We start from the raw sequence: 22,869 nt of genomic DNA, 5'->3' as shown, positions 1-22,869 counted from the left end.
AAGACTTTGTTAACCTGTGAGGTCAACCCACGTCGAATTCCAGCGGCTTGACCTGTTGGAACAGGCCCGTCCCTTCCAACAGCTCCACCACCTTTTGCGGCAAACGTTGATCGAGATAGAGGATCGCAATCGCCTCTTTGCCGATGCCCGTGCGGCCAAGGGTAAAGTTGGCGATGTTCACTTCGTTTTTCGCCATGGTCATGCCCAATAGACCGATCATGCCGGGCACATCCTCGTTGGTGGTATAGAGCATGTGATGCCCGATTTCGGCGTCGATGTTGATGCCTTTGATCTGGATAAAGCGCGGCTTGCCATCGCTGAAACAGGTGCCCGCGATGGAGCGTTCGCGTTTGTCCGTCACCACGGTCAGTTTGACAAACGCATCAAACGCGCCCGATTTTCCCTGGCTGGTCGTGGCAATCTGGATGCCGCGTTCCTTGGCAACCACCGGGGCCGACACCATATTCACATCGGGGTTCGTCGCCTTCATAATCCCTGCAATCGCGGCGCAGTTCAGCGCCGCCAGGTTCATATCGGCCACATGCCCATCATACAGCACATTGATCGCCTTGATCGGCTCATCGGTCATCTGGCCCACAAACGCGCCCAGATGTTCGGCCAGTTTAATCCACGGGCCCATCACACTGGCTTCCTCGGCCGTCACGGATGGCATGTTCAGCGCGTTTTGTACGGCCCCTGTCAGCAGAAAATCCGACATTTGTTCGGCCACTTGCAGGGCCACGTTTTCCTGCGCTTCGGATGTCGATGCGCCCAAATGCGGGGTCACAACGACATTGGGCAGGTTGAACAGCGGGCTTTCGGTCGCAGGTTCCACCACGAACACGTCAAACGCCGCCCCTGCCACATGGCCGGATTTCAGCGCATCAGCCAGCGCCGCCTCATCCACCAAACCGCCGCGCGCACAGTTTATGATGCGCACGCCGGGCTTGGTTTTGGCCAAACTGGCCGCGTCAAGGATGTTGCGGGTTTTGTCGGTCAACGGCACATGCAGGGTGATGAAATCGGCGCGGGCCAGCAGCTCGTTCAGCTCCACCTTGGTCACGCCCATTGATTTCGCGCGTTCCTCAGACAAAAAGGGGTCATAGGCGACGACTTTCATGTGCAGGCCCAGCGCGCGGTCGCAAACGATGCCGCCAATGTTGCCCGCACCAATCACGCCCAGCGTTTTGTTGAACAATTCCACACCCATAAAGCGGGATTTTTCCCATTTGCCCGCGTGGGTCGATGCGTTGGCTTCGGGCAATTGCCGCGCCACCGCAAACATCATCGCAATCGCATGTTCGGCCGTGGTGATGGAATTGCCAAACGGCGTGTTCATCACGATCACGCCTTTTTTCGACGCGGCGGGAATATCGACGTTATCAACGCCAATGCCAGCGCGCGCGATCACTTTCAAACGGTCAGTGTTTTCCAACAGCTTGGCCGTGACTTTGGTGGCAGACCGGATGGCAAGGCCATCATAATTGCCAATGATTTCCGCCAGCTTTTCCTTGTCTTTGCCAAGGGTTGGCATGAAATCCACATCAATCCCGCGGTCGCGGAAAATTTGCACGGCGGTTTCAGACAGTTCATCGGATACGAGGACTTTGGGGGCCATGTTGGCGCTCCTATATATAAATTGGATTTGCCGCGCGGTGGGTTTGCACCCACCCTACGGAGTATGGGTAGGGTGGGTGCAAACCCACCGCCCCTTAGATCAAAGGTTGGCAATCTCGGCGTTGAACGCCCAATCCAGCCACGGCATCAACGCGGCCACATCGGCGGTTTCCACCGTCGATCCGCACCAAATCCGCAAGCCCGCAGGCGCATCGCGGTAGGCGCCAATGTCAAAGGCGACGCCCGCCTTTTCCAATCGTTTCGCCACCGCCTTGGCAAACGCATCGCCATCGACAATCCGCGCATCAACAAACTTCAGGCACACCGATGTGGTCGATGCTGTCGCCGGATCAACCGCCAAATTCGCAATCCAATCGCGACTGGCCACAAAATCCGCAACCGCCTTGGCATTGGCATCGGCCCGCGCGACCAACCCCTTCAGGCCGCCAATCGACTGCGCCCATTTCAACGAGACCAGATAATCCTCCACCGCCAGCATCGACGGGGTATTGATCGTCTCGCCCTTGAAAATCCCTTCAATCAGCTTGCCTTTGGACGTCATGCGGAAAATTTTCGGCAGTGGCCACGCGGGGGTATAGGTTTCCAACCGTTCCACCGCGCGCGGCGACAACACGATCACGCCATGCGCCCCTTCACCGCCCAGCACTTTTTGCCAAGAAAACGTCACCACATCCAGCTTGTCCCACGGCAACTCCATCGCGAACGCGGCCGATGTCGCATCACAAATCGTCAACCCCGCGCGGTTTGCCGGGATAGCATTGCCATTGGCCATGCGCACACCCGATGTCGTGCCGTTCCATGTGAACACCACATCCTTGTCAAAATCGACCAGCGCAAAATCCACAATCTCGCCATAAGGGGCCACACGCACGGTGGCATCCAGCTTCAGCTGCTTGACCGCATCGGTCACCCAGCCTTCGCCAAAGCTTTCCCACGCCAGTATTTCCACGCCGCGCGCGCCCAGCAGCGACCACATTGCCATTTCAACAGCGCCCGTGTCGGACCCGGGCACAATGCCAACGCGGTATCCGTCTGGCAGGCCCAAAATCTCCGCCGTCAGCGCAATCGCCTGCGACAGTTTGGCCTTGCCAACGGCAGCACGATGCGAACGGCCCAAAGGCGCGTCAGCCAGCATATCAAGGGAATAATTGGGGATTTTCGCGCAGGGGCCGCTAGAAAAACGCGGATTTGCAGGCCGAACGGCCGGGGTCGTACCAGTCATGTGGTATCCTCACAGATAAATGCCCTTCGTTGGGGAAGGGTGTCCCACTTGCCGCACTACGCCCATCCAAGGGCTGGCGCAAGGGGGATTATTGGCGTAAAGCGCCGCATCATCTGCAAATTGCGACACCTCCCCACGCAGGAAAACACCCATGTTCACAGCCACGCTTTTGACCAACCCCACCACCCCAGTTCTGGACCGCACAAGCGTGGAATCCCTGCGCAACGCGTGGGGTGGCGGCGATGCGCATTGGTTGAACCCGGCGATTGCGGCGGAATTTACCATTCCCGCGATGCCCGCCAACCTGTGGGATGCGTGGGCGGGCCTGCAACCCATGGGCATTGATCTGGTCGTGCAACCCAGCGCGAACCGTCGCAAACGCGTGCTGTTGGCCGATATGGACAGCACGATGATCCAGCAAGAATGTATCGATGAATTGGCGGATGAGGCGGGCGTGGGCGCGCATGTGGCATCCATCACCGCCCGCACGATGAATGGCGAATTGGAGTTTGACGCCGCCCTGCGCGAACGGGTGGCGCTGTTGCGCGGCTTGCCTGCCAGCGTGATCGACAAAGTTCTGGCCAACCGCATCACCCTGATGCCCGGCGGCCCCGCGCTGCTGGCCACGATGAAGGCGAACGGCGCACATGCCGCGCTGGTGTCTGGGGGCTTCACCGCCTTTACACAGCATATCGCATCCGTTCTGGGGTTCGATGAAAACCGCGCCAACACGCTGCATATTGAAAACGGCCACCTGACAGGCACCGTGGCCGACCCCATTTTGGGCCGCCAAGCCAAGGTGGATGCGCTGCACGACATCACCGCCAAACTGGGCATCACCCCCGCCGATGTGATCGCGGTGGGGGACGGCGCCAATGACCTCGGCATGCTCGGCCTCGCAGGCGCAGGCGTGGCCTTGCATGCCAAACCCAGTGTCGCGGCCCAATGCAACATCCGCATCAACCATGGCGATCTGACGGCGCTTTTGTACCTCCAAGGCTACCGGATCGAAGATTTCGCAAGTGTTTGAAGTCACGACCGACATCGCCGCCCTCCTTATCGCCGCCGCTTTCCTTGCGGGGTTTGTGGATGCGATTGCGGGCGGCGGCGGCTTAATCACCCTGCCCGCCCTCCTCCTCGCCGGGGCCACCCCGGTGCAAGCGCTGTCCACCAACAAGCTGCAAGCGGTGTTTGGGGCCGCGACCGCCGCCATCTCCTATGCCCGCGCGGGCCATGTTAACCTGCGCGCGCAGGCCTTCGCCGCCCTAGTTGCCTTCGCCGCAGGCATGACCGGGGCCATGCTCGCCCACCTTATCCCTGCGCAAACATTCCGCCTTGGCCTGCCCATCATCCTGATCGGCATCGCCGCGTTTTTCGCCTTCAAACCCGGCCTCACGGACGCGGACCGCGCCCAGCGCATCACGCCCTTGCATTTCACCGCCTTTGTCGTGCCGCTGGTCGGCACTTATGACGGGTTAATCGGGCCGGGTGCTGGCGCATTTTACATGATCGGTTTTGTGCTGCTGGCAGGCTATGGCGTACTAAAGGCGACCGCGCACACCAAACTCCTCAACCTCGCGTCGAATTTTGGGGGCCTTCTGGTGTTCACCCTGTCCGGCGCGCCGTGGTGGATTACGGGGTTGGCGATGGGCGTGGCCCAAGCGGCTGGCGCTTACCTTGGTGCGAAGCTCGCCATGCGGATTGGCGCACGGCTCATCAAACCGCTGCTGGTCGTCACCTCAACCGCGCTCGCGCTCCGCCTCATCTGGCAAATGCTATAATTTGCCCCAACCTTCGGCTTGCATTTCGCGCAACCTGCTGGCAGTGCGTTCAAATTCAAAACTGCCCGCACCTTCGATATACAACCGTTCCGGCGCGTCGGCCGCCGATGCGACCAGCCGCACCCGCGCCTCATACAGCGCGTCAATCAAGGTCACAAACCGCTTTGCCTCGTTATAGTTGCTGGCGGAAAGCTGCGGAATATCCTCCAGCACCAAAACCCGCACCGCTTGCGCAATTGCCAGATAATCCGCTGGCCCCAGCGGGCGCGCGCACAGCTCCCAAAAGCTCGCGCGCCCCACGCCATTGGCGAAACGCGGCAATTCCACCTCGCGGCCATTCACGGGCAGGCGCAGCACCTCGCCGCCACCCCCGGTCAGGTCCGTCCAAATCGCGTTGATCTTGTCGCGCGCTTTGCCTGCGGGGTGGAAATACACCTGCGCGCCTTCCAATCGGTGCTGGCGGTAATCATTCGGGCTTTCCAAATGCACCACCTGCATTTGGTCGCGCAACTGGTCGATGAACGGCAAAAACAGCGCGCGGTTCAGCCCGTCTTTGTACAAATCCTCGGGCACGCGGTTGGATGTGGTCACCACCACCACACCCGCCGCAAACAGCTTTTCAAACAGCCGCCCCACGATCATCGCGTCCGTAATATCGGTGATCTGCATTTCGTCAAATGCCAGCAGCCGCACCTCGCGGATAATCGCCTCCGCCACGGGTTCCAGCGCATCATCGACGCCTTTTTTGCGGGCGGCGTGCATGCCTTTGTGGATGTCTTGCATGAACGCGTGGAAATGCACGCGGCGTTTGGCGGGGGTGTGGGTGCACGCGATGAACAAATCCATCACCATCGACTTGCCGCGCCCCACGCCACCCCACAGGTACAACCCCTTTGGCACAGGCTCTGCCTTGCGAAACAGCCCTTTCAGCAACCCCGTTTTGCGCGCACCGCGGCTTTCAGCCCACACCCGCAACTCTTCCAGCACGGGCAAAACCCCATGCTGCGCCGGGTCGGCCCGCAGGCTGCCTGCGGTCACTTTAGCATCATAAATCTCGGTCAATGTCTGGCGCATGGCGGCGCTTTACCCCAAGGCCGCGCCCATCACCAGCCCGGCATGTTCACCGCTGGCAAAATCCGCCCCGCACAAGGGCCAAACCCCACACGAAACCCATCGCCCTGCGCATGGCCGCGCAAGGTCATCGTATCGCCATCCTCCACAAAACAGCGCACTTCGCCCGTCTCCAACGTCAACGGTTCCGCCCCACCCCACGACAGCTCCATCAGCGACCCAAACTCGGCCTTTTCCGGCCCCGAAATCGTGCCAGACCCCAGCAAGTCGCCGGGGTTCATGTCACAGCCCCCAACCGCATGATGGGTCAGTTGTTGCGCTGCCGAATAATACAAATGCTTGTAATTGCTGCGCGCAATCGTGCTGGCCCGCGCCGCCCCCATGGGCTGCATCTGCACTTGCAACTGCACATCGTAAAACCCCGGCACAGCTTCTTGCAAATACGGCAACAGCGGCACCTCACGCACGGGCGGCCCACAGCGAAACGGCTCCAACGCGGCGGGGGTCACAATCCACGGGCTAATTGTGGTGCCAAACGCCTTGCCTTGGAATGGCCCCAGCGGTTGCGCCTCCCACGCTTGAATATCGCGCGCGGACCAGTCGTTCAGCAGCACATAGCCAAAGATCATCTCCGCCGCCTCAGCGGTCGTGATCGGCTGGCCAAGAGTGGACCCCGTGCCCACAATCGCGCCCATTTCCAGCTCAATATCCAACCGCTGGCAGGGGCCAAACGCCCCTTGCGGCACCTGCCCCAAGGGTCGGTGAATATCGGTGCCCGACACCACCACGCTTGATGCCCGCCCGTTATACCCAATCGGCATATGCAGCCAATTGGCGGGCAGGCCGGGCGTGCCGCGCAACAACGCCCCCATATTCCGGGCATGATGCGCGCTGGCGAAAAAGTCGGTGTATTCGCCCACCAAAATCGGCATATGCAGCCGCGCCCGCGCCATGGGCACCAGATACGGCTCCACAATGCCGCGCGTTTCCGCCCCTTCACCCAAGAACCCGAACAGCATCACACGCAACCGCGCCCACGCCTCTGGCCCCAGCTCCATCACCTCATTCCAAAACGGCACGTCAAACACCAAATCATCCGACAGGCGCAGCAGCCCCGCCGCCTCCATCGCGGCCAGATCAAGGATCATATCCCCAATCGCCACCCCACAGCGCGGGTCATCCCCGCCAACCGAAAACACCCCGTAAGGCAAGTTGTTCAACGGAAACTCGCCTTCGGCACTGTTCGCCCCTGCCACCCAAGACCGCATCAATGTCACAGTAAAATCTCCATTCCATCCGTACCAACAGCCGCATCCCCGGCAAAGGTCTGCGCCACCTCCGCCAACCAATCGGCAGCCGTAATCTCCGCATCATCCGCAGGCACCAGATGGTTCAAAACCAACCGCCCCACGCCCGCCGCTTGCGCAATCCGCCCCACATCCACCGCCTTGGTGTGCGAGGCAAACAGGTGGTTGCGCAGCTTGTCGCCAAGGCCGGTTTTGGCGATAATCGCCTCCACCCCCGCAGGCAACAACGCCTCATGCACCAGCACATCCGACCCGCGCGCAAACTCCGCCAAAGGCGGGAAATACGCCGTATCGCCGCTAAACGTCACCACACGGGCGCCTTCAAACCTTAACGCAAACGCATCGACAACGGGCGGGTGCGGCACGCGTAACGCGCTCACCCGCAGCGGCCCGTCCAGCACCACGCCCTCACCGTACACCACCACCTGCACCAAATCGCCCAACGGCACGCGGCCTTCATCCGCAACGCGAATGGCGTTGTCGTAGGCCATGGATGCCAAAAACCCCGCCCAATACGCGTCAATTCCCGGCGGGCCGTACACGGTCACAGGCGTCTTCAACCCTGTGGTCCACGCGGTATGAATCAGCGGCCCCAATTCCAAAACATGGTCCGAATGAAGATGCGTGATGAAAATCAAATCCAGCGCGCGCAGGTCCATCCCCGCCTCCACCAAACCCTTGGTCACCCCAATCGCGCAATCCACCACAACCCGCCGCCCGTCCATCTCCAACAGGCTGGCCGTGGGCATCGCACCACCCGCCCGCAACGCAGGCCCGCCCTTGGTGCCCAGCAAAACCACCCGGTCGCTCACCCCACCACCTCGCCACTAAACCCGCCAAAGATCATGCGCTTGCCGTCCATCGGCACCTTGCGCATCAACGCCCCCATCACCGGGTCGCCCATCGCCTGCTCCATCACCAAATCGCGGTGCGCGCGGTCGTGAAACGTCATAAACCCAAAAACCGGCACCTCGCCATCATCGCATTGCACCGCCTGCGGGAATGATGTGATCTTGCCTATCGGCACATTTTCCGGCCGCGCATCCAGCAGCGACAACACCCCATAAGATTTCCAGATCGGCGCCATCTTCGCCGCCAGCGTGAAATACTCCTCCAACTGATCCAACGGCACCGGGGCCACGAATGTCTCAAAATAGGTCATAGCGGTTCCTCCCTACCATCAGCTTACGCGCCACGCCGCCCACAGTCGAACCCCAAATTGAGGGATAAATCTTAACGATTGCCCCCGCGCGCCGTAACAAATTGTTAACCCCCAAGGGCCCATCCTGCCTCTGGGGGCGCTTTGCACAGGGTGCCAAAAATGACGGTTGAAATGATTGATGGGGTGCGTGTGATGCGGTTGAACGACCACGCCACGCGCACGGCGGCGGATGATGATATGATGACAATGGTGCATCTGTGGCGGCTTTTGTCCGGTGACAACGCCCTGCGCGATGCCACCATCGCCCCGCGCCGTTACCTTTGAAACCACGCGCCGTCCGGGGGTCCGGGCGGCGGTTGTACAGCACCGCTTGCAGTGATGCAGGGTTGCAGGCAAACTGCCCCAAACCCACCGCAAAAAGGCAGGCCCCCATGACCGATATCGTCATCCTTTCCGGCGCACGCACCCCCATCGGCAGCTTTGGTGGCAGCCTTGCGGCCATTGCCCCCATCGACCTCGCCACCCACGCCGCCCGCGCCGCAATCGACCGCGCAGGCATCGCGCCGGACCAAATCGGACAAGTCGTGTTCGGCCATGTCATCAACACCGAACCGCGCGATATGTACCTTGCCCGCGTCGCCGCGATCAACGCAGGCATCCCCGACACCACTCCCGCGATGAACGTCAACCGCCTCTGCGGTTCGGGTGCCCAAGCGATCGTGTCCGCCACCCAATCCCTGATGCTGGGTGATGCTGATTTCGCACTGGCAGGCGGGGCGGAATGTATGTCGCGCAGTCCCCACATCCTGCCCGCCGCCCGCTGGGGTCAGAAAATGGGCGACACATCGGCGCTGGACATGATGACAGGCGCGCTCACCTGCCCGTTTGGCACCGGGCACATGGGCGTGACCGCCGAAAACGTCGCGGCACAATCCAGCATCACCCGCGCCGACCAAGACGCCTTTGCGCTGCAAAGCCAAACCCGCGCCGCCCAGGCCATCGCCGCCGGGTATTTCACCAGCCAAATCGCGCCCATCGACATCAAAACCCGCAAAGGCGTCGCCAGTTTTGACACCGACGAACACCCAAAATCCACCACGCTCGATGCCCTCACCGCCCTGCGCCCCGCTTTTCAACAAAACGGCACCGTCACCGCAGGCAACGCCTCCGGCATCAATGATGGTGCCGCCGCGATCATCCTCGCGCGCGAATCCGCCGCCACCCGCGAAAACCTCACCCCGCGCGCCCGCATCCTCGGCTACGCCACCGCAGGCGTGGCCCCCCACGTCATGGGCCTCGGCCCCATCCCCGCCGTGCAGGCCCTCATGGCCAAAACCAACCTCAAAATCACCGATTTCGACGTGATCGAGTCGAATGAGGCGTTTGCCGCCCAAGCCCTCGCCGTCACAAACGCCCTCAACCTTGACCCCGCCCGCGTCAACCCCAACGGCGGCGCCATCGCCCTTGGCCACCCCGTGGGTGCCACAGGTGCCATCCTCATCCTCAAGGCGCTGCACGAACTCGAACGCACGCAAACCAAAACCGCCCTCATCACTATGTGCATCGGCGGCGGCCAAGGCATCGCAATCGCCATTGAACGCCTCTAGCCCCTTTTTCTGTTCATAAATATCCCGCTAGGGGGTCGTTCATTGTTGCGCCATTGGTTCAAGCCCAATGGACGACGGGGGATGTGAAATCCCCCCAGCGCCTGCCCCAAAACCACCTACCGCAGCCGCACCCGCACCCGCGCCGATTGCCCCGCCCCGTCAATCACCGACACCACCACAAACCCCAACCCCGGCGTGGCCACCATCGCCTCGCGCGCCCGCGCGGCCACCACCACGGGCCGCCCATCAACCAGCCAAGTGAACGGCCCCACGCCGCCCCGCACCCGCAACAACATCCCCTCCGCCATAACCTCCACCTCCGCCCCGTCAGGGGGAAACGCCACTTCCGGCCCCGCCGCCACAAAGGCCGCCCCCCGCGCGCGAAACACCCGCAACGGCTGCGGCAGGCCCGCATTGGCCACAATCAGCGCAGCCGCAGGCGGCAGGCCTAACGGCACCAAACCCCGCCCAATCCGCGCAAATGTTTGAAACAACACCGGGGCCGCCAAATCACCACCAAAGGCACCGGGCACAGGCGTCCCATCCGCCCGCCCCATCCAAACCCCCACCACATGCGCCCCGTCAAACCCCAGCGCCCAGGCATCGCGGTGCCCGTAACTCGTGCCCGTTTTATACGCCAAGCGGTTCACAGGCGCGCCCACGGGCGGGGCCATGCCCGACAAAATATCCCCCACTTGCCATGCCGCCACGCCCGACATCACGCGCGCGCCTTCCACTCCCGCGCCCTCCACATGCAACGGCCGGGCCACGCCCCCCCGCGCGATGGCCCCATAAAGCCCCACCATATCCTCCAACCGCACCCCAAGCCCGCCCAGCGCCACCGCCAGCCCCGGCGCGCCGCCCGGCACCTGCGCCTCCACCCCCGCGCTGCGCAGCCCCGCCATCAGCTTCGCCACCCCCATCGCATCGGTCAGCGCCACCACGGGCAAGTTCAGCGACAGTTGCAACGCCTCACGCACCCGCACCATGCCGCGAAAAACCCGGTCAAAGTTTTGCGGGGCATAGCCGCCAAAATCCATCGCGCGGTCGTCCATCAACGTCTCAGGGTGCGCCAAACCTTCGTCAAACGCCAAGCCATAGACCAACGGCTTTAACGTCGACCCCGGACTGCGCAGCGCCCGCGTCATATCAATAAACCCCTGCCGCGCATCCGCTTGATACGCCGCGGACCCCACGCTCGCCAAAATCGCGCCCGATGCATGGTCCGCCACCACAATCGCGACTTGCAAACGGTCGCCAAGTGCCGCAACCGATTGCGCCGCCAACGCCTCCACCTGTGCTTGCAACGCATAATCAATCGTGGTGCGGTGCAACAAAACGCCCGGTGCCGCCCGCACCACCCGGTCCGCCACATGCGGGGCAAGGGCGGGAAAATCCACCCGCCCGCGCGGCACCGCTTCACGCCCCGCCGCCTGCGCTTGATCGCCGGAAATCACCCCCGCCGCCACTGCGCGCTCCAGCACCACCCCCCGCGCCGCCTCTGCCGCCTCCGGCCTCACATCTGGCCTGCGCCGTTCGGGCGATTGCGGCAGCGCCACCAACAGCGCCGCTTGCGCAGGCGTCAACCGCCGCGGCTCCTTGCCAAAATACGCGATGGACGCCGCCCGCACCCCCTCCAAGTTCCCGCCATAAGGCGCAATCTGATAATACAGGTTCAAAATCTGGCCCTTGGTCAGCCGCCGCTCCAACGCCAGCGCCACCCGCATTTGGCGTAATTTCCCGACAATTTGCCCGGTTCCGCTGTCCTCCAACAACCGCGCCACCTGCATGGTCAGCGTCGATCCGCCCGACACGACGCGCCCGTTCCAAACCGCCTGCCCCACAGCGCGCAGCACCGCCCATGGGTCCACACCCACATGGCGATAAAACCGCTTATCTTCATACGCCACCAGCATCGCCGCAAAGGCAGGGTCAACCGCCCCTTCCGCAACCGCCATGCGCCAGCGCCCATCCGCCACGGTATAGGCGCGCAACAACCGCCCATCCCGCGCCAACACCTCGACCGAGGTTTCCACCCCCAACGCAGGCAACACCGTGGCATCCACCCACGCGTCCCCCGCATCCCGCGCCACGGCCCCACCCCACAGGGCAAAAACCAGGGCAAACAGCCAACGTGTCTTAGGCCCGATTGTCACGGCGCGATGACCACACGCCCCGCATCTGTTTGCGCCCGGTAATCAGGCCGGTACATATCCTCGACCGACGCCGCTGGATGGTGGAAACTGCCCGGCGACACCGCCCGCACAACATAGGCCAGCCGGAACGTGTCTCGCCCTTCCCAATCCACTGCCGAGATAAAGCGGTCCTGCCGGAACTCGCTATGCTCCGTACTGTCCAGCACATCCAACCAACCAAGGCCGCCCACCTCACCGCCGCGCAGCAGGTTGGGGTTATCAATCTCAAACCCCGCAGGCAGCGGGTCGGCCACTATCAACCGCGCTTGCGCTGTACCGAACGGTTGCACCTGCAGCATCACCACCATCCGGTCGCCCGCCTGCACGCCTTGGTCCAGCGAAATCGCATCCCCCTCCATGGTGAAATACTGCCGCGTGATGGCATAGCCATTCCCCGATGCAGGCCCCGCCACCTCCGGCACACCATACGCGGTCACCGTCAACACCGTTGCCGCCCCACCATTCGCTACCGCCACCGGGGCATCCGCCCCCGCCCGCAACACCCGCACCAATGGGCCATCCACAGGCTGGCCGTTCAAGGTAATCCCCTCCGCCCCCGCCCGATCAATCAACGCATTGGCCGCCAGCAACGTCCACACAGACTCCTGCGTTGACATGGCCCGCCCATCGGGCCGCAACGCCAAGGCCAGCGCATCGCGGTCCACCACCTCAGATCCCGCCTCCACCGCCAGCGTCAACACCGCCGCCGCATCGCGCCGCGCCGTGCCGTAATCCGCACGGTACACTTGCGCCTCCTCCAGCCCATCCGCCGCAATGCGCGCGCCTGCCCGCGCAAACATCGCATCCGCGCGCCGCTGGTCGCCATAACTCGCCAACGCCGCCCCCAACTGCGCCTGCGCAATCGGGGTGGCAAAGGCATCGCCCTTCACATCCGCATAGTACCGCAAATCGCCAATCGCCGCCGCCCCTTCACGCGCAAGCACCATCAACGCATAGGCCAGCGCCTCACCCCCCTCATCAAAATCCGCCGTGTAATTCACCTGATTGCGCAAGTTATCCAACGCAGACCGGAACGCCACATCCGGCACCGCATGCCCCTGCGCCCGCGCCCGGCTTAGGAAATCGGTGACATATGCATCCAGCCAGAAATCCCCCGCACTTGGCCCCCACAGCCCAAACCCGCCTTCCGATGTTTGGTTCGTCAAGACCGCGCCCACCGCCTCGGCAATCCGAACCCCGATATTCTCCGCGCCTTTCATCTGCATCGCCTGCGCCACTTGATCAAAATAAATCAACGGCAACGCCCGCGATGTCACCTGTTCCGTACAGCCATAAGGGTATCGGTCCAACGCGGCGAGCAACCCCGGCGCATCCAACCGCGCAATCGGCCCCACGGCCATTGTGGCCAGCCCCGACCCCGGCGCAAACCCGTCAAACACCGACTGGTCCAGCGTAAACACCGCCCCCGCCGCCAAATCCAACCGTGAGCTGCGCGCAATTTCTGGGTCGCCCCGCTGCACGGGGATGCGCAACACTTTGGTCAACTGCTTGCCGTCCGGCGTGGTCAGCGCGACAGAAACCTCCTGCACGCCCTCAACCCCCGCCGTGATCGGCACCTCAAACACCGCCTTACCGCCCACAGCCAGTTCAAACCCCGATGGCACCGCCCCCAGCGCCAACCGGGCAGCGGTCACATCCAACCCCATCCGCCCCGCTGGCCCCGTGGCATGCACCACCTCCAACAGCATCCGGCTCTCGTCGCCCGGCGATAAAAAGCGCGGCACCGATGCGGTCACCACAACCGGGTCACGCACCAACACATCCGCGCTCGCCTGCCCCACGCCCGCTTGCGACCACACCACCGCCATCACGCGGACCGTGCCATTGAACGATGGCAAATCAAACGAAGCCCGCGCCAACCCATCCGCACCCACCGTCACGGGTCCGATGAAATAGGCCACCAATTCCTCGGTCGGGGGTGGCGCCTCCAACCGTGCCTGCGCCGCCGCATCGCCACCCGACCGCACCACACCAACCGCACCATTCAGCCCGTCAATTAGCCGGCCATAGACATCGCGCAACCCCACGCCCAACTTGCGCTGGCCAAAGTAATGCGCCTTTGGGTCCGGCACGCCAAAAGATGTCAGGTTCAAAATCCCCACATCCACCGCCGCGATCGTGGCAAACGCCGTATCGCCCGCGCGCAACCCATCAACCCGCACCGCCACCTCCATCGGGCCACGCGGGGCAACCTCCGCCGCAACCTCAACCGTCGCCAAAAGCGCCCGATCGCCAGGGTCAATGGCCGCATGTGCCAATCCCATCGCCCGCGCGGGGTTGCGCCCCGCCGCCACATCCATCGGCCGCAAAACGGAGGCTGTCACATACACCCCCGCGCCCCAATCATCCGTCACATCCAGCGCAATGGTGTTTTCGCCCGCAACAACATCCACCATCTGCATCGACACCACGCGGTTCGACAAAACGGAAACCAGCGCCACGCCCGCGGCCCGCGGCACAATTCGCAACTGCGCCACATCGCCGGGCTTATACGCTGCCTTGTCCAACGACAGTTCCAGCGTATCGGGCGTGCTGGTCACATCGGCGGGCGCATACCAGCCCGCATAAAACCGCGTGCTGGTCGCCGCCGCACCCCCCGCTTGGGTCACAACCAACTCATACTCGCCCCAGCTTACGGCCGCACCAATCTCCACGGCAGCGCCCAGTTCCGAAACCCCCTCGGCCACCCGTTCGCGGCTGGTCACAGGTTCCCAATTCCAATTGCCAAATTCCTGATACCACTGATAACGCGTTTCAATCCGCGACAATTCCCACGCCACAGGCATCGCCACGGGGCCGTCCGCCCCCACAGCCAGCAGCGAAAACCGCGCTTCGGCACCTTCCGCCACCACACCGTCAAACAGCGGTTTCACCCCAATCATCGCCGCCGCAGGCGACAGGGGCGTCATCAACCTCCGTTCCACAGGCCGCCCGGATCCTTCGGCCACGCGCGCCACCACAACCACCTCCAACGGGCGGGCGGGGTCATCAACCTGCGGCATCGCCAGCGTCACCACCGCGCGCCCCTGCGCATCGGTCACAGCGCCGCCAAACCCTTCAACCCGCGTGCTGAACGGCTCATTCGCCAATCCAAAGGCATAGCCGGGATACGCCGCAAGCCCCTTGGCCGCGCGCAAAATCACATCGCCTTCAATTGCCAAATCCGCCCCAACCGCGCCAAACAGATACTTCGCCTCCACCGTCAACTCCGGCGCATCGCCAAGGCGCAACGGCGCATCCGGCAACGTCAGCGTAAAATCAATCCGTTCCGGCAGAAAATCCTCGACCAAAAACGTGCGGCTGGTCAAAGGTGCCGCCTCCAAATCCGCCAACACCTCCAACCGCCACGTCCCACGCGGCGCACTGCCCGCAATTGGCACGGCAAACACATGCCCGCCCGCGCCCGCATCACTCGCCACCGCCCGCGAATATTCCACCCCATCGGGGCGCTTCGCAATCGCGGTCAACGGCACGCCCGCAATCGCGCGCGCATCACCGTCACGGGTCAAGGCGGTGGCATAAACCACCTCCCCCGCGCGGTACGCACCCCGGTCGGTCGTCAAAAACACATCCATCGGCGGGGCCGCCTCACGCCCCTCCACGCCTCGGTCTGACAGATCAAATTCCGGGTCGGTCAGCGACATAAACGCCGTGTCATCCGCCCCATCGCGCACCACAACCATCGCCGGGCCCTGCGCGCCCACACCGCGCGTCAATCCCGCTGCAAAGGTCACAAACCCCTGCGCATCGGTTTGCGCGGTGCCCAACACCTCATTCCCCCGGCTTAACAATTCCACCGTCACACCCGGTTTCGCGCCCGCCGTACCCAAACTGCGCACCACCACATGCAACCCATCAATCCCCGACAGGGTGCTTATCCCCAGATCAGACACCACAAACCACTGCCACGCCGGGGCCACCTCATCCGCCGCCTTGCCCGGCAGCGCCGCGCGCAGCACAAATATCCCCGCACCTTGGCCCGCCAACGCCTCTGCCATGGGCAAGCGCGTGGTCATATCGCGGTTCACCTCCATCGCCAAATCGGCTTGGCCTGCCCAAATCTGCGCCCCAATCCCGTTGGCAAACCCATCTTCTTGCCAAAACCTAATCGGCTCGCTCAACATCCCCTCTTGCACCGCGCGCAGGATGTTGCGGTCGGTCACGCGGTACAGCGTCAAATCCGCCTGCGCCGCGTTCACCGATTCAATCGGCAGCGCCGCATCACCCGCGCGCGGCAACACATAAGCCCGCCCGCCAAAGCGCAGCACCGGACTGCGGTCGCGCACATATGCCGTGATCGTCACAGGCCGCGCGGTCACTTGCCCATCCGCCGCCGGGATGCCCGCGCGAAACGTCAACGCATACCGCGCGCCATGCGCCACCCCTTCCACGCACAACGAACGGTCGCCATTGCGTTCCACCGTCAGGCCCGCCGCGTCCATCTGCACAAAGGGGTTAAAGTCCACCCCCTTCGCCAAATCACCCGAAAACTGCGCGCAAATCCGGGGCCGCGCGCTGTCAGATTGCACATCGTTTTCCATCACCCGGAACCCGTATTTCCCCATGGCCACGCCCAGCGCGACCTCGGTATCAACGCGCGGCTGCACCGCCTGCGCCAGCCGTAACGCAGGCACCATATCGGCCCCGCGCCCTTGCGCCTCCAACACCTCAGCCATCTGCACCAAGATCGAATGGCGCAACCCCGCCCCATCCGCCCGCACATACCCGTTCACGCTGGCCGCCAGCGCCCGCGCCTGCAACGCCCCGCGATTGTCCGCATCGCCCAGCGCGGCCACGGCCAACAACCGCCCATATTCCGCCCAATCGCCCGCCGCATCGGTGATATTGATCGCCGCCCCCACCAACCCGGCGGCCCGCGCCACATCCCCCCCCGTATCCTGCGCCCCCGTATCCTGCGCCGCCGCCAACAAATCCGCCGCCGTCCAGCCTCCGGTCAAATGCTGCGCTGCCAATCCCACGGCCTGCGCCCGCGCCACGTCAAAATCCCCCGCGCCCAGAAAATCCAACTCTGCCGCCCGCACTTGGGCCAAATCCTGCGCCCCGCGCCCCGCCACCAGAACATCCCCTGAAATCGCCCCCGCATAAGGCACACCCGCCCCCGCCCCCGCCTTCAGAAAACACGACCCATTGCGCGCATTGAACGTGATCGCGGTGCAGGACGTATTCGCCAAACACGCCACCTGACAGGCCGCCAAATCCGTATCAAACAACGACGCAATATCGCCCCCTGGCAAATCCACATCCTGGCTCAACATAAACCGCTTGGCGGGCACCAAATCCTGCGCACTGGCACCGGTCATCGCCAACAGCCCCGCCAAAACCGCGCCACCTACAGATTTCAGGAAATAAGCCATGGGAAAACACCTCCGCCAAATACGCCAATCGGTCCCCCAACCTTGGCACGCCTCCCCCCAAAATCCCAGATGAATTAACACTCAATTCATCTTGTTGGGCGAGTGTGCAAAGGCACCGGGCAGGCCCATGGATTCGCAGACAAAGATTAGGACGACAATGGATATTGTGGACAGACTGGCCAAGGAACGGCGCGGGCGCTTGGCCGCAGAACGCTTGCTGGAACAAAAACAGCGCGAACTTTATGCCGCAAATGAAAAACTGGCCCTGCACGCCCGCGCGCTGTCCAACCAAATCGTCGAACAGCGTCACGTCACCCACGCCGCCGTGACCGAGGCGCAGATGCTAAAAGGCCAAAACTCCCGCTTTTTGTCCGATCTGGACGCCGCCCACACCACCGCCGTCATGGCAGAACGCCGCCTGCGCGACAGCGTCAACGCCCTGAACGATGGGTTCGCGGTGTTTGACGCCGAACAACGCTTGCTCGTCGCCAACCGCGCCTACCTTTCGCCCTATCTCGATTATGGCGTCGGCCCCGGCACGCCCTACGCCGAGATTTTGAAAATCACGGCAGAGGAGGGGATGGTCGACATCGGCGATGCCAATCCCGCCGATTGGGCCGCCCGCATGCGCGCCCGCTGGGATGGTGACCCCATTGAACCGGAGGTGGTTCATTTCACCTCTGGCCAATGGTTGCGCCTTGTGGACCGCCGCGCGCGCGATGGGGATATGGTCTGCCTTGCCCTTGATATCACAGAACAAATGCGCATCTGGGCCGCGATTGAGGCGATACCTGACGGCTTTGTCCTCTTTGATCGCAACGAACAGCTCCTCACCTGCAACCAACGCTTTCGCGAAATTTACCCCGAAAGCGCGCATTTGATGCAGCCCGGCGCCACTTACGAATCCATCCTGCGCGCGGGGCTTGATGCGGGCAGTTTCATCGACGCCATTGGTTGCGAAAACGAATGGCTCGACGCCCGAATCGGCAACCCCCTTGATGGCCCAGAGGAGCGCGAACAGGAATTGGCGGGCGGTCGCTGGCTGCGCGTGCTGGAACAGCCCACCCCCGATGGTGGCCGCGTTGGCCTGCGCGTCGACATCACCCATCAAAAAGAACAACAGGCCGCGCTGGAAACCGCGCGCAAAGCCGCCGAGGCGGCAAACCGCGCCAAATCCGCGTTCCTTGCGAACATGAGCCATGAAATCCGCACGCCCATGAACGGTGTGGTCGGTATGGCCGAACTCCTCTGCGATACCAATTTGAATGAGGAACAACGTCTGTTCGCCGACACCATCAGGTCATCGGGTGAGGCGCTTTTGGTCATCATCAACGACATTCTGGACTACTCGAAAATTGAGGCGGAGCGGTTGACCCTGCACCCAGAACTTTTTGATTTAGAACGCATCATTCATGAAGTCGCGATGCTGCTGCAGCCCCGCGCGCGCGAACGTGGCCTTGATCTGATGATTGATTTCGATCTGTTCTTGCCCACCCGTTTTGTCGGTGACGCGGGCCGTTTGCGCCAAGTTCTCACCAACCTTATTGGCAATGCGGTGAAATTTACGGAAAAAGGGCATGTGCTGGTCCGCATCGTCGGCTTGGAAACCGACCCCGGCCAACAAGCCCTCCACATTTCGGTCGAAGATACGGGCATCGGCATCCCCGCCGACCAACTCGACCATGTGTTTGGCGAATTCAACCAAGTGGAATCCGAGGCGGACCGAAAATTCGAAGGGACGGGCCTTGGCCTCGCCATTTCAAAAAGCTTGATTGAACGGATGGGCGGCAGCGTCTGGGTCGACAGTGAATTTGGCAAAGGCTCGTGTTTCGGCTTCCGCATCACCCTTCCCGTAGCCGAAGATCAAACCGTGATGCTCGCCCCCGTCACCTTGCGCCGCGCATTGGTTGTTGATGATAAATTCATCAACCGCACCATTCTGGAACGGCAGTTAACCACCTATGGCATCACCGTCACGCTGTGCCGGTCTGGGGCCGATGTGCTGGCCGAACTCGCCCGCGATGCCAATTATGATGTGCTGATCACCGATCATGAAATGCCGGAAATGACCGGGCTGCAACTGGCCAGTGCCGTGCGCGAACAGGGTCACAGCCTGCCCATCGTCCTCTTTTCCTCCAACCCCGGCACGGTGCGCGATGCCCCCGGCGCGCAGCATCTTGCCACCGTTTTGCAAAAACCGCTGCTGCGTTCCGAACTTTACCGCCGCCTGCGCGACCTGCACGCCCCCACGGTCACAGCGCCCGCGCCGGCCCCACCGCCCCCCGCAGGCAGCCGCTTGATGCACGTGCTGGCCGCCGAAGATAACCGCACAAACCAGCTCGTTTTCCGCAAAATGGTCAAGGATTTGGCCATCGACCTCACCTTCGCCAACAATGGCCGCGAGGCGGTGGAGCTGTTTGACAGCTTCCACCCCGATATGATTTTCATGGACATCTCAATGCCCGAAATGGATGGAAAAGACGCCGCCCGCGCCATTCGCGCGCTGGAATCCACGCGCGGCACCCATGTGCCCATCGTGGCATTAACCGCCCATGCGATGGACGGCGATGACACCTCCATCCTTGCCGCAGGCATTGATGAATACCTCACCAAACCCTTGCGCAAAACCGCAATAACCGATGCGCTGGTCAGCCATTGCCCCAAAGATGCGCTGCCCGTGGTCCAACCCCAAGCGGCTGAAGTGGCCTAACCCAAAAGCCCAAATAAAGCCTCCAAATGAAAAAGGCCCGGCGCATCGCTGCCCGGGCCCTTTCCTTAAAATTTACCCTTTTTTCGGCGGCACAAAGCGTTTGCTGGTGTCGTTCGGGTTCGCTTTCGGCTTTGCAGGTTTGGCAAATGGCTTGCCCGCACTCGGCTTGCCAAAACTCTTGCCTTCCGCCCCGTGCGATTTGAACCCGGCAGACCGCGCAGGTTTCCCCTCCGCCCCGCCGTGTGATTTCATCCCTGCCGACCGTGGCTTGGCCGCAGCGCCTTCCTCGGGCTTCCAGCGTGGCTTACGCTCGCCTCCCGCATCCGGACTGGCCCCGCGCGGCGCATAGGGTTTCGCCCCATCGGCCCGCTTTGCATAAGGTTTTGGCGCATCGCCCTCGGCCTTGCGGGCATAGGGTTTTGCCCCCTCCCCCTCCGCACGCTTTGCATAAGGCTTGTCGCCCCGTGGCGCATAGGGCTTGTCGCCCGCTGGCTTGCCGTACGGCTTGTCGCCCGCTGGCTTGGCATAAGGTTTCGCACCGTCCTCGCGCTTGGCATAGGGTTTGCGCGCAGGCGCATCGCCGCGATCTTCCCACGGCTTGCCATCGCCCGGCTCGCGCTTGACCCATGCCTTCTTCTCGCCATCGGCAGGCCTCGCAGCGGGCTTGCCATAAGGCTTATCCCCCGCAGGCTTGGCATAGGGTTTCGCGCCCTCAGGCTTGGCATATGGCTTCGCCGCCCGTTTCGACCCTTCCGCCTTGCCTTCAAACCCAGCAGGCGTTCCGCTGTCAGAACTCCACGCATCGCCCGCAGGCTCCCGCTTGGTATAGGGTTTGCGCTCCGGCAATGGCGCATCATCTTCAATAAACCGCGACGGTTTCGCCTTATACGCAGGCTTTTCCGCGCGCGCAGGCCGGGCCGGGCGTTCGGGGCGGTCCAGTGACGGCTCCCCCTCCATCCGCACCATTTCCACGCCCTCTTCAATTGCCAAACCCGCGCCAAACTTATCGGCCACAGCCTTGCCAATCTGCACATAGGTCAGGTCGTGCTGCACGCGGATCGCGCCAATACCATCCTTGGTAATCCCGCCCGCCTCACAAATTTTCGGCAACAACCAACGCGCTTCGGCCCGGCCCGTATGACCCACCGAAATCGTGTACCACACCGATGCACCAAATTCGCCGCGCGGCGCAGGGGCCGCCCGTTCACCCGCATTTGCCACCTCAGACAGCACTTCGGGCGATGATCGCCCCTGCCGCCAAATGCTCACAAACGCCGCTGCAACTTGCTCGGCACCAAAGCGGTCCAACAGGGTCGCGGCCAAAACAGCATTTTCTCCGTCATTGGGCCCAAGGGCTGGATGCTCCAAAATCCTCTGGTCGTCGCGCTCTTGCACCTCGTCTGCCGATGGGGCCGCCCCCCATTCCGCCACCACTTTGGCACCCTGCAACAACCGCTGCGCCTTGCGAAACTCGCTTGGCGCCACGATCAGCGCCGAAACCCCTTTGGACCCCGCGCGCCCGGTCCGCCCCGAACGGTGCAACAAAATCTCGGAATTGCTGGGCAAATCGGCGTGGATAACCAATTCCAGCCCCGGCAAATCGATGCCCCGCGCCGCCACATCCGTCGCAATACACACTTGCGCGCGCCCGCTGCGCAGCGATGTCAGCGCGTTGGTCCGCTCTTGCTGGCTCAACTCGCCCGACAGCGCCACAACCTTGAACCCGCGGTTGCCCATCCGCGCCATCAAGCTGTTGACGTTCACCCGCGTCTTGCAAAACACAATCGCTGTCGGCGCTTCATAAAACCGCAGCAGATTGAATATCGCGTTTTCCCGGTCGCGCACTTGCACCGACAACGCGCGATATTCGATATCGACGTGCTGCTTGGCCTCACCCGCCGTCTGCAACCGCAGCGCGTCGTTTTGGAAAACCTTGGCCAGTTCCGCAATCGCTTTTGGCACGGTCGCCGAAAACATCAACGTCCGGCGATCTTCCGGCGCTTGGGCCAGAATATACTCCAAATCGTCGCGAAACCCCAAATCGAGCATTTCGTCCGCTTCGTCCAAAACCGCCGCCTTCAGGCCGGACAAATCAAGCGAGCGCCGATCAATATGGTCGCGCAACCGCCCCGGCGTGCCCACAACAATATGCGCGCCTTGGTCCAAACGCCGCTTTTCGGTCCGGTAATCCATGCCGCCCACGCAGGTCGCAATCTTTGCGCCCGCCTCGGCATACAGCCATTCCAATTCGCGCGCGACCTGCAGCGCCAATTCCCGCGTCGGCGCAATAATCAACGCTTGCGGCACGTCGGCAAACAAAAACCGCTCCGCCCCCGCCAGCAAATCGGGCGCAATCGCCAAACCAAATGCCACAGTTTTGCCAGATCCGGTCTGCGCCGAAACCAGCAGGTCACGCCCCGCCGCTTCCTCCACCAAAACTGCCTCTTGCACAGGCGTCAAACTGGCATAGCCCTTGGCTTCCAGCGCCGCGGCCAATGGCCCGGCGATATTCACGTTCTCAATCATGTATTCTGCCTAAATCAGGGGGGCACATCGGCCCGGTAAACGGCCACCACACCCCTGACTGGTAAGGGCCTCCGCGCCCACCAGCACCGGAACATCTTCGGGCCAAGGGCGCCTCATACGCCAATTCCCCCCCCGAGTCCACGCCAACTTGGGGAAAACTTGCGCGCACCCTTAACGCCCCGCCGCGTAGGGTGGGTTTCCAACCCACCGCCCCGTCCAACCCCGCGCCAACTGCATGATGCACCACCACACAA

At 62.7% G+C, this 22,869-nt stretch carries 14 protein-coding genes; 5 read left to right on the top strand and 9 right to left on the bottom strand.

The window, feature by feature from the left end; translation table 11 throughout:
• Positions 1–22 precede the first annotated feature (22 nt).
• Both serA and BMY36_RS03060 read right to left on the bottom strand, forming a co-directional pair.
• On the bottom strand, positions 23–1,618 hold the full coding sequence (gene serA / locus BMY36_RS03065; protein WP_050517993.1) for a phosphoglycerate dehydrogenase: 1,596 nt from the start codon (positions 1,616–1,618) through the stop codon (positions 23–25).
• A 99-nt stretch (positions 1,619–1,717) separates the two neighbouring features.
• The gene (locus BMY36_RS03060) at positions 1,718–2,860 is read right to left on the bottom strand and encodes a phosphoserine transaminase (protein WP_050517994.1); all 1,143 of its coding nucleotides are present in this window, start codon (positions 2,858–2,860) and stop codon (positions 1,718–1,720) included.
• 151 nt (positions 2,861–3,011) lie between these two features.
• On the opposite strand from BMY36_RS03060, the gene serB reads away from it, so the two are divergent.
• Both serB and BMY36_RS03050 read left to right on the top strand, forming a co-directional pair.
• The gene (gene serB / locus BMY36_RS03055) at positions 3,012–3,890 is read left to right on the top strand and encodes a phosphoserine phosphatase SerB (protein WP_050517995.1); all 879 of its coding nucleotides are present in this window, start codon (positions 3,012–3,014) and stop codon (positions 3,888–3,890) included.
• Complete coding sequence (locus BMY36_RS03050) at positions 3,883–4,641, top strand: TSUP family transporter (protein WP_050517996.1); 759 nt, start codon at positions 3,883–3,885, stop codon at positions 4,639–4,641. The genes serB and BMY36_RS03050 overlap by 8 nt, the downstream gene beginning before the upstream one ends.
• Here BMY36_RS03050 and zapE read toward each other — a convergent pair.
• The 4 genes from zapE to BMY36_RS03030 are packed head-to-tail and all read right to left on the bottom strand — an operon-like array spanning position 4,636 to position 8,181.
• On the bottom strand, positions 4,636–5,715 hold the full coding sequence (gene zapE, locus BMY36_RS03045; RefSeq protein WP_050517997.1) for a cell division protein ZapE: 1,080 nt from the start codon (positions 5,713–5,715) through the stop codon (positions 4,636–4,638). The two genes, BMY36_RS03050 and zapE, sit on opposite strands and share 6 nt — an antisense overlap.
• A gap of 29 nt (positions 5,716–5,744) precedes the next feature.
• Complete coding sequence (fahA, locus tag BMY36_RS03040; RefSeq protein ID WP_050517998.1) at positions 5,745–6,989, bottom strand: fumarylacetoacetase; 1,245 nt, start codon at positions 6,987–6,989, stop codon at positions 5,745–5,747.
• Positions 6,986–7,831 carry an MBL fold metallo-hydrolase gene (locus tag BMY36_RS03035; protein ID WP_050517999.1) on the bottom strand — a complete coding sequence of 282 codons (846 nt, stop codon included), beginning with the start codon at positions 7,829–7,831 and terminating at the stop codon, positions 6,986–6,988. Before BMY36_RS03035 ends, fahA begins: the two co-directional genes overlap by 4 nt.
• Positions 7,828–8,181 carry a DUF1428 domain-containing protein gene (locus tag BMY36_RS03030; RefSeq protein WP_050518000.1) on the bottom strand — a complete coding sequence of 118 codons (354 nt, stop codon included), beginning with the start codon at positions 8,179–8,181 and terminating at the stop codon, positions 7,828–7,830. Before BMY36_RS03030 ends, BMY36_RS03035 begins: the two co-directional genes overlap by 4 nt.
• 159 nt (positions 8,182–8,340) lie before the next feature.
• On the opposite strand from BMY36_RS03030, the gene BMY36_RS19800 reads away from it, so the two are divergent.
• A complete protein-coding gene (locus BMY36_RS19800; RefSeq protein WP_156215033.1) occupies positions 8,341–8,505 on the top strand; it encodes a hypothetical protein in 165 nt (54 codons plus the stop codon).
• A gap of 107 nt (positions 8,506–8,612) precedes the next feature.
• Positions 8,613–9,788 carry an acetyl-CoA C-acyltransferase family protein gene (locus BMY36_RS03025; protein WP_050518001.1) on the top strand — a complete coding sequence of 392 codons (1,176 nt, stop codon included), beginning with the start codon at positions 8,613–8,615 and terminating at the stop codon, positions 9,786–9,788.
• A 116-nt stretch (positions 9,789–9,904) separates the two neighbouring features.
• On the opposite strand, the gene pbpC is transcribed toward BMY36_RS03025, so the two are convergent.
• Complete coding sequence (gene pbpC / locus BMY36_RS03020) at positions 9,905–11,881, bottom strand: penicillin-binding protein 1C (protein WP_231579630.1); 1,977 nt, start codon at positions 11,879–11,881, stop codon at positions 9,905–9,907.
• A gap of 59 nt (positions 11,882–11,940) precedes the next feature.
• Entirely contained in the window at positions 11,941–17,379 is a 5,439-nt protein-coding gene (locus BMY36_RS03015) for an alpha-2-macroglobulin family protein (protein ID WP_074818400.1), read from the bottom strand.
• A gap of 157 nt (positions 17,380–17,536) precedes the next feature.
• Between BMY36_RS03015 and BMY36_RS03010 the strand changes: the two genes are divergently transcribed.
• Positions 17,537–20,089: a response regulator gene (locus BMY36_RS03010; RefSeq protein ID WP_050518003.1), complete on the top strand. Its 2,553-nt coding sequence runs from the start codon at positions 17,537–17,539 to the stop codon at positions 20,087–20,089.
• A gap of 72 nt (positions 20,090–20,161) precedes the next feature.
• On the opposite strand, the gene BMY36_RS03005 is transcribed toward BMY36_RS03010, so the two are convergent.
• The gene (locus tag BMY36_RS03005; RefSeq protein ID WP_050518004.1) at positions 20,162–22,615 is read right to left on the bottom strand and encodes a DEAD/DEAH box helicase; all 2,454 of its coding nucleotides are present in this window, start codon (positions 22,613–22,615) and stop codon (positions 20,162–20,164) included.
• Between the last annotated feature and the right edge of the window lie 254 nt (positions 22,616–22,869).

It is taken from the genome of Pseudorhodobacter antarcticus (assembly GCF_900110135.1).
Taxonomy (GTDB): Bacteria; Pseudomonadota; Alphaproteobacteria; order Rhodobacterales; family Rhodobacteraceae; genus Pseudorhodobacter; species Pseudorhodobacter antarcticus.
The sequence above is the reverse complement of the archived record's forward strand: the minus strand, read 5'-3'. Positions and strand labels throughout refer to the sequence as shown.

Coding starts and splice junctions, on each gene's coding strand:
- serA (WP_050517993.1), bottom strand. CDS start 1,618: ATGGCCCCCAAAGTCCTCGTATCCGATGAACTGTCTGAAACCGCCGTG.
- BMY36_RS03060 (WP_050517994.1), bottom strand. CDS start 2,860: ATGACTGGTACGACCCCGGCCGTTCGGCCTGCAAATCCGCGTTTTTCT.
- serB (WP_050517995.1), top strand. CDS start 3,012: ATGTTCACAGCCACGCTTTTGACCAACCCCACCACCCCAGTTCTGGAC.
- zapE (WP_050517997.1), bottom strand. CDS start 5,715: ATGCGCCAGACATTGACCGAGATTTATGATGCTAAAGTGACCGCAGGC.
- BMY36_RS03030 (WP_050518000.1), bottom strand. CDS start 8,181: ATGACCTATTTTGAGACATTCGTGGCCCCGGTGCCGTTGGATCAGTTG.
- BMY36_RS19800 (WP_156215033.1), top strand. CDS start 8,341: ATGACGGTTGAAATGATTGATGGGGTGCGTGTGATGCGGTTGAACGAC.
- BMY36_RS03025 (WP_050518001.1), top strand. CDS start 8,613: ATGACCGATATCGTCATCCTTTCCGGCGCACGCACCCCCATCGGCAGC.
- BMY36_RS03015 (WP_074818400.1), bottom strand. CDS start 17,379: ATGGCTTATTTCCTGAAATCTGTAGGTGGCGCGGTTTTGGCGGGGCTG.
- BMY36_RS03010 (WP_050518003.1), top strand. CDS start 17,537: ATGGATATTGTGGACAGACTGGCCAAGGAACGGCGCGGGCGCTTGGCC.
- BMY36_RS03005 (WP_050518004.1), bottom strand. CDS start 22,615: ATGATTGAGAACGTGAATATCGCCGGGCCATTGGCCGCGGCGCTGGAA.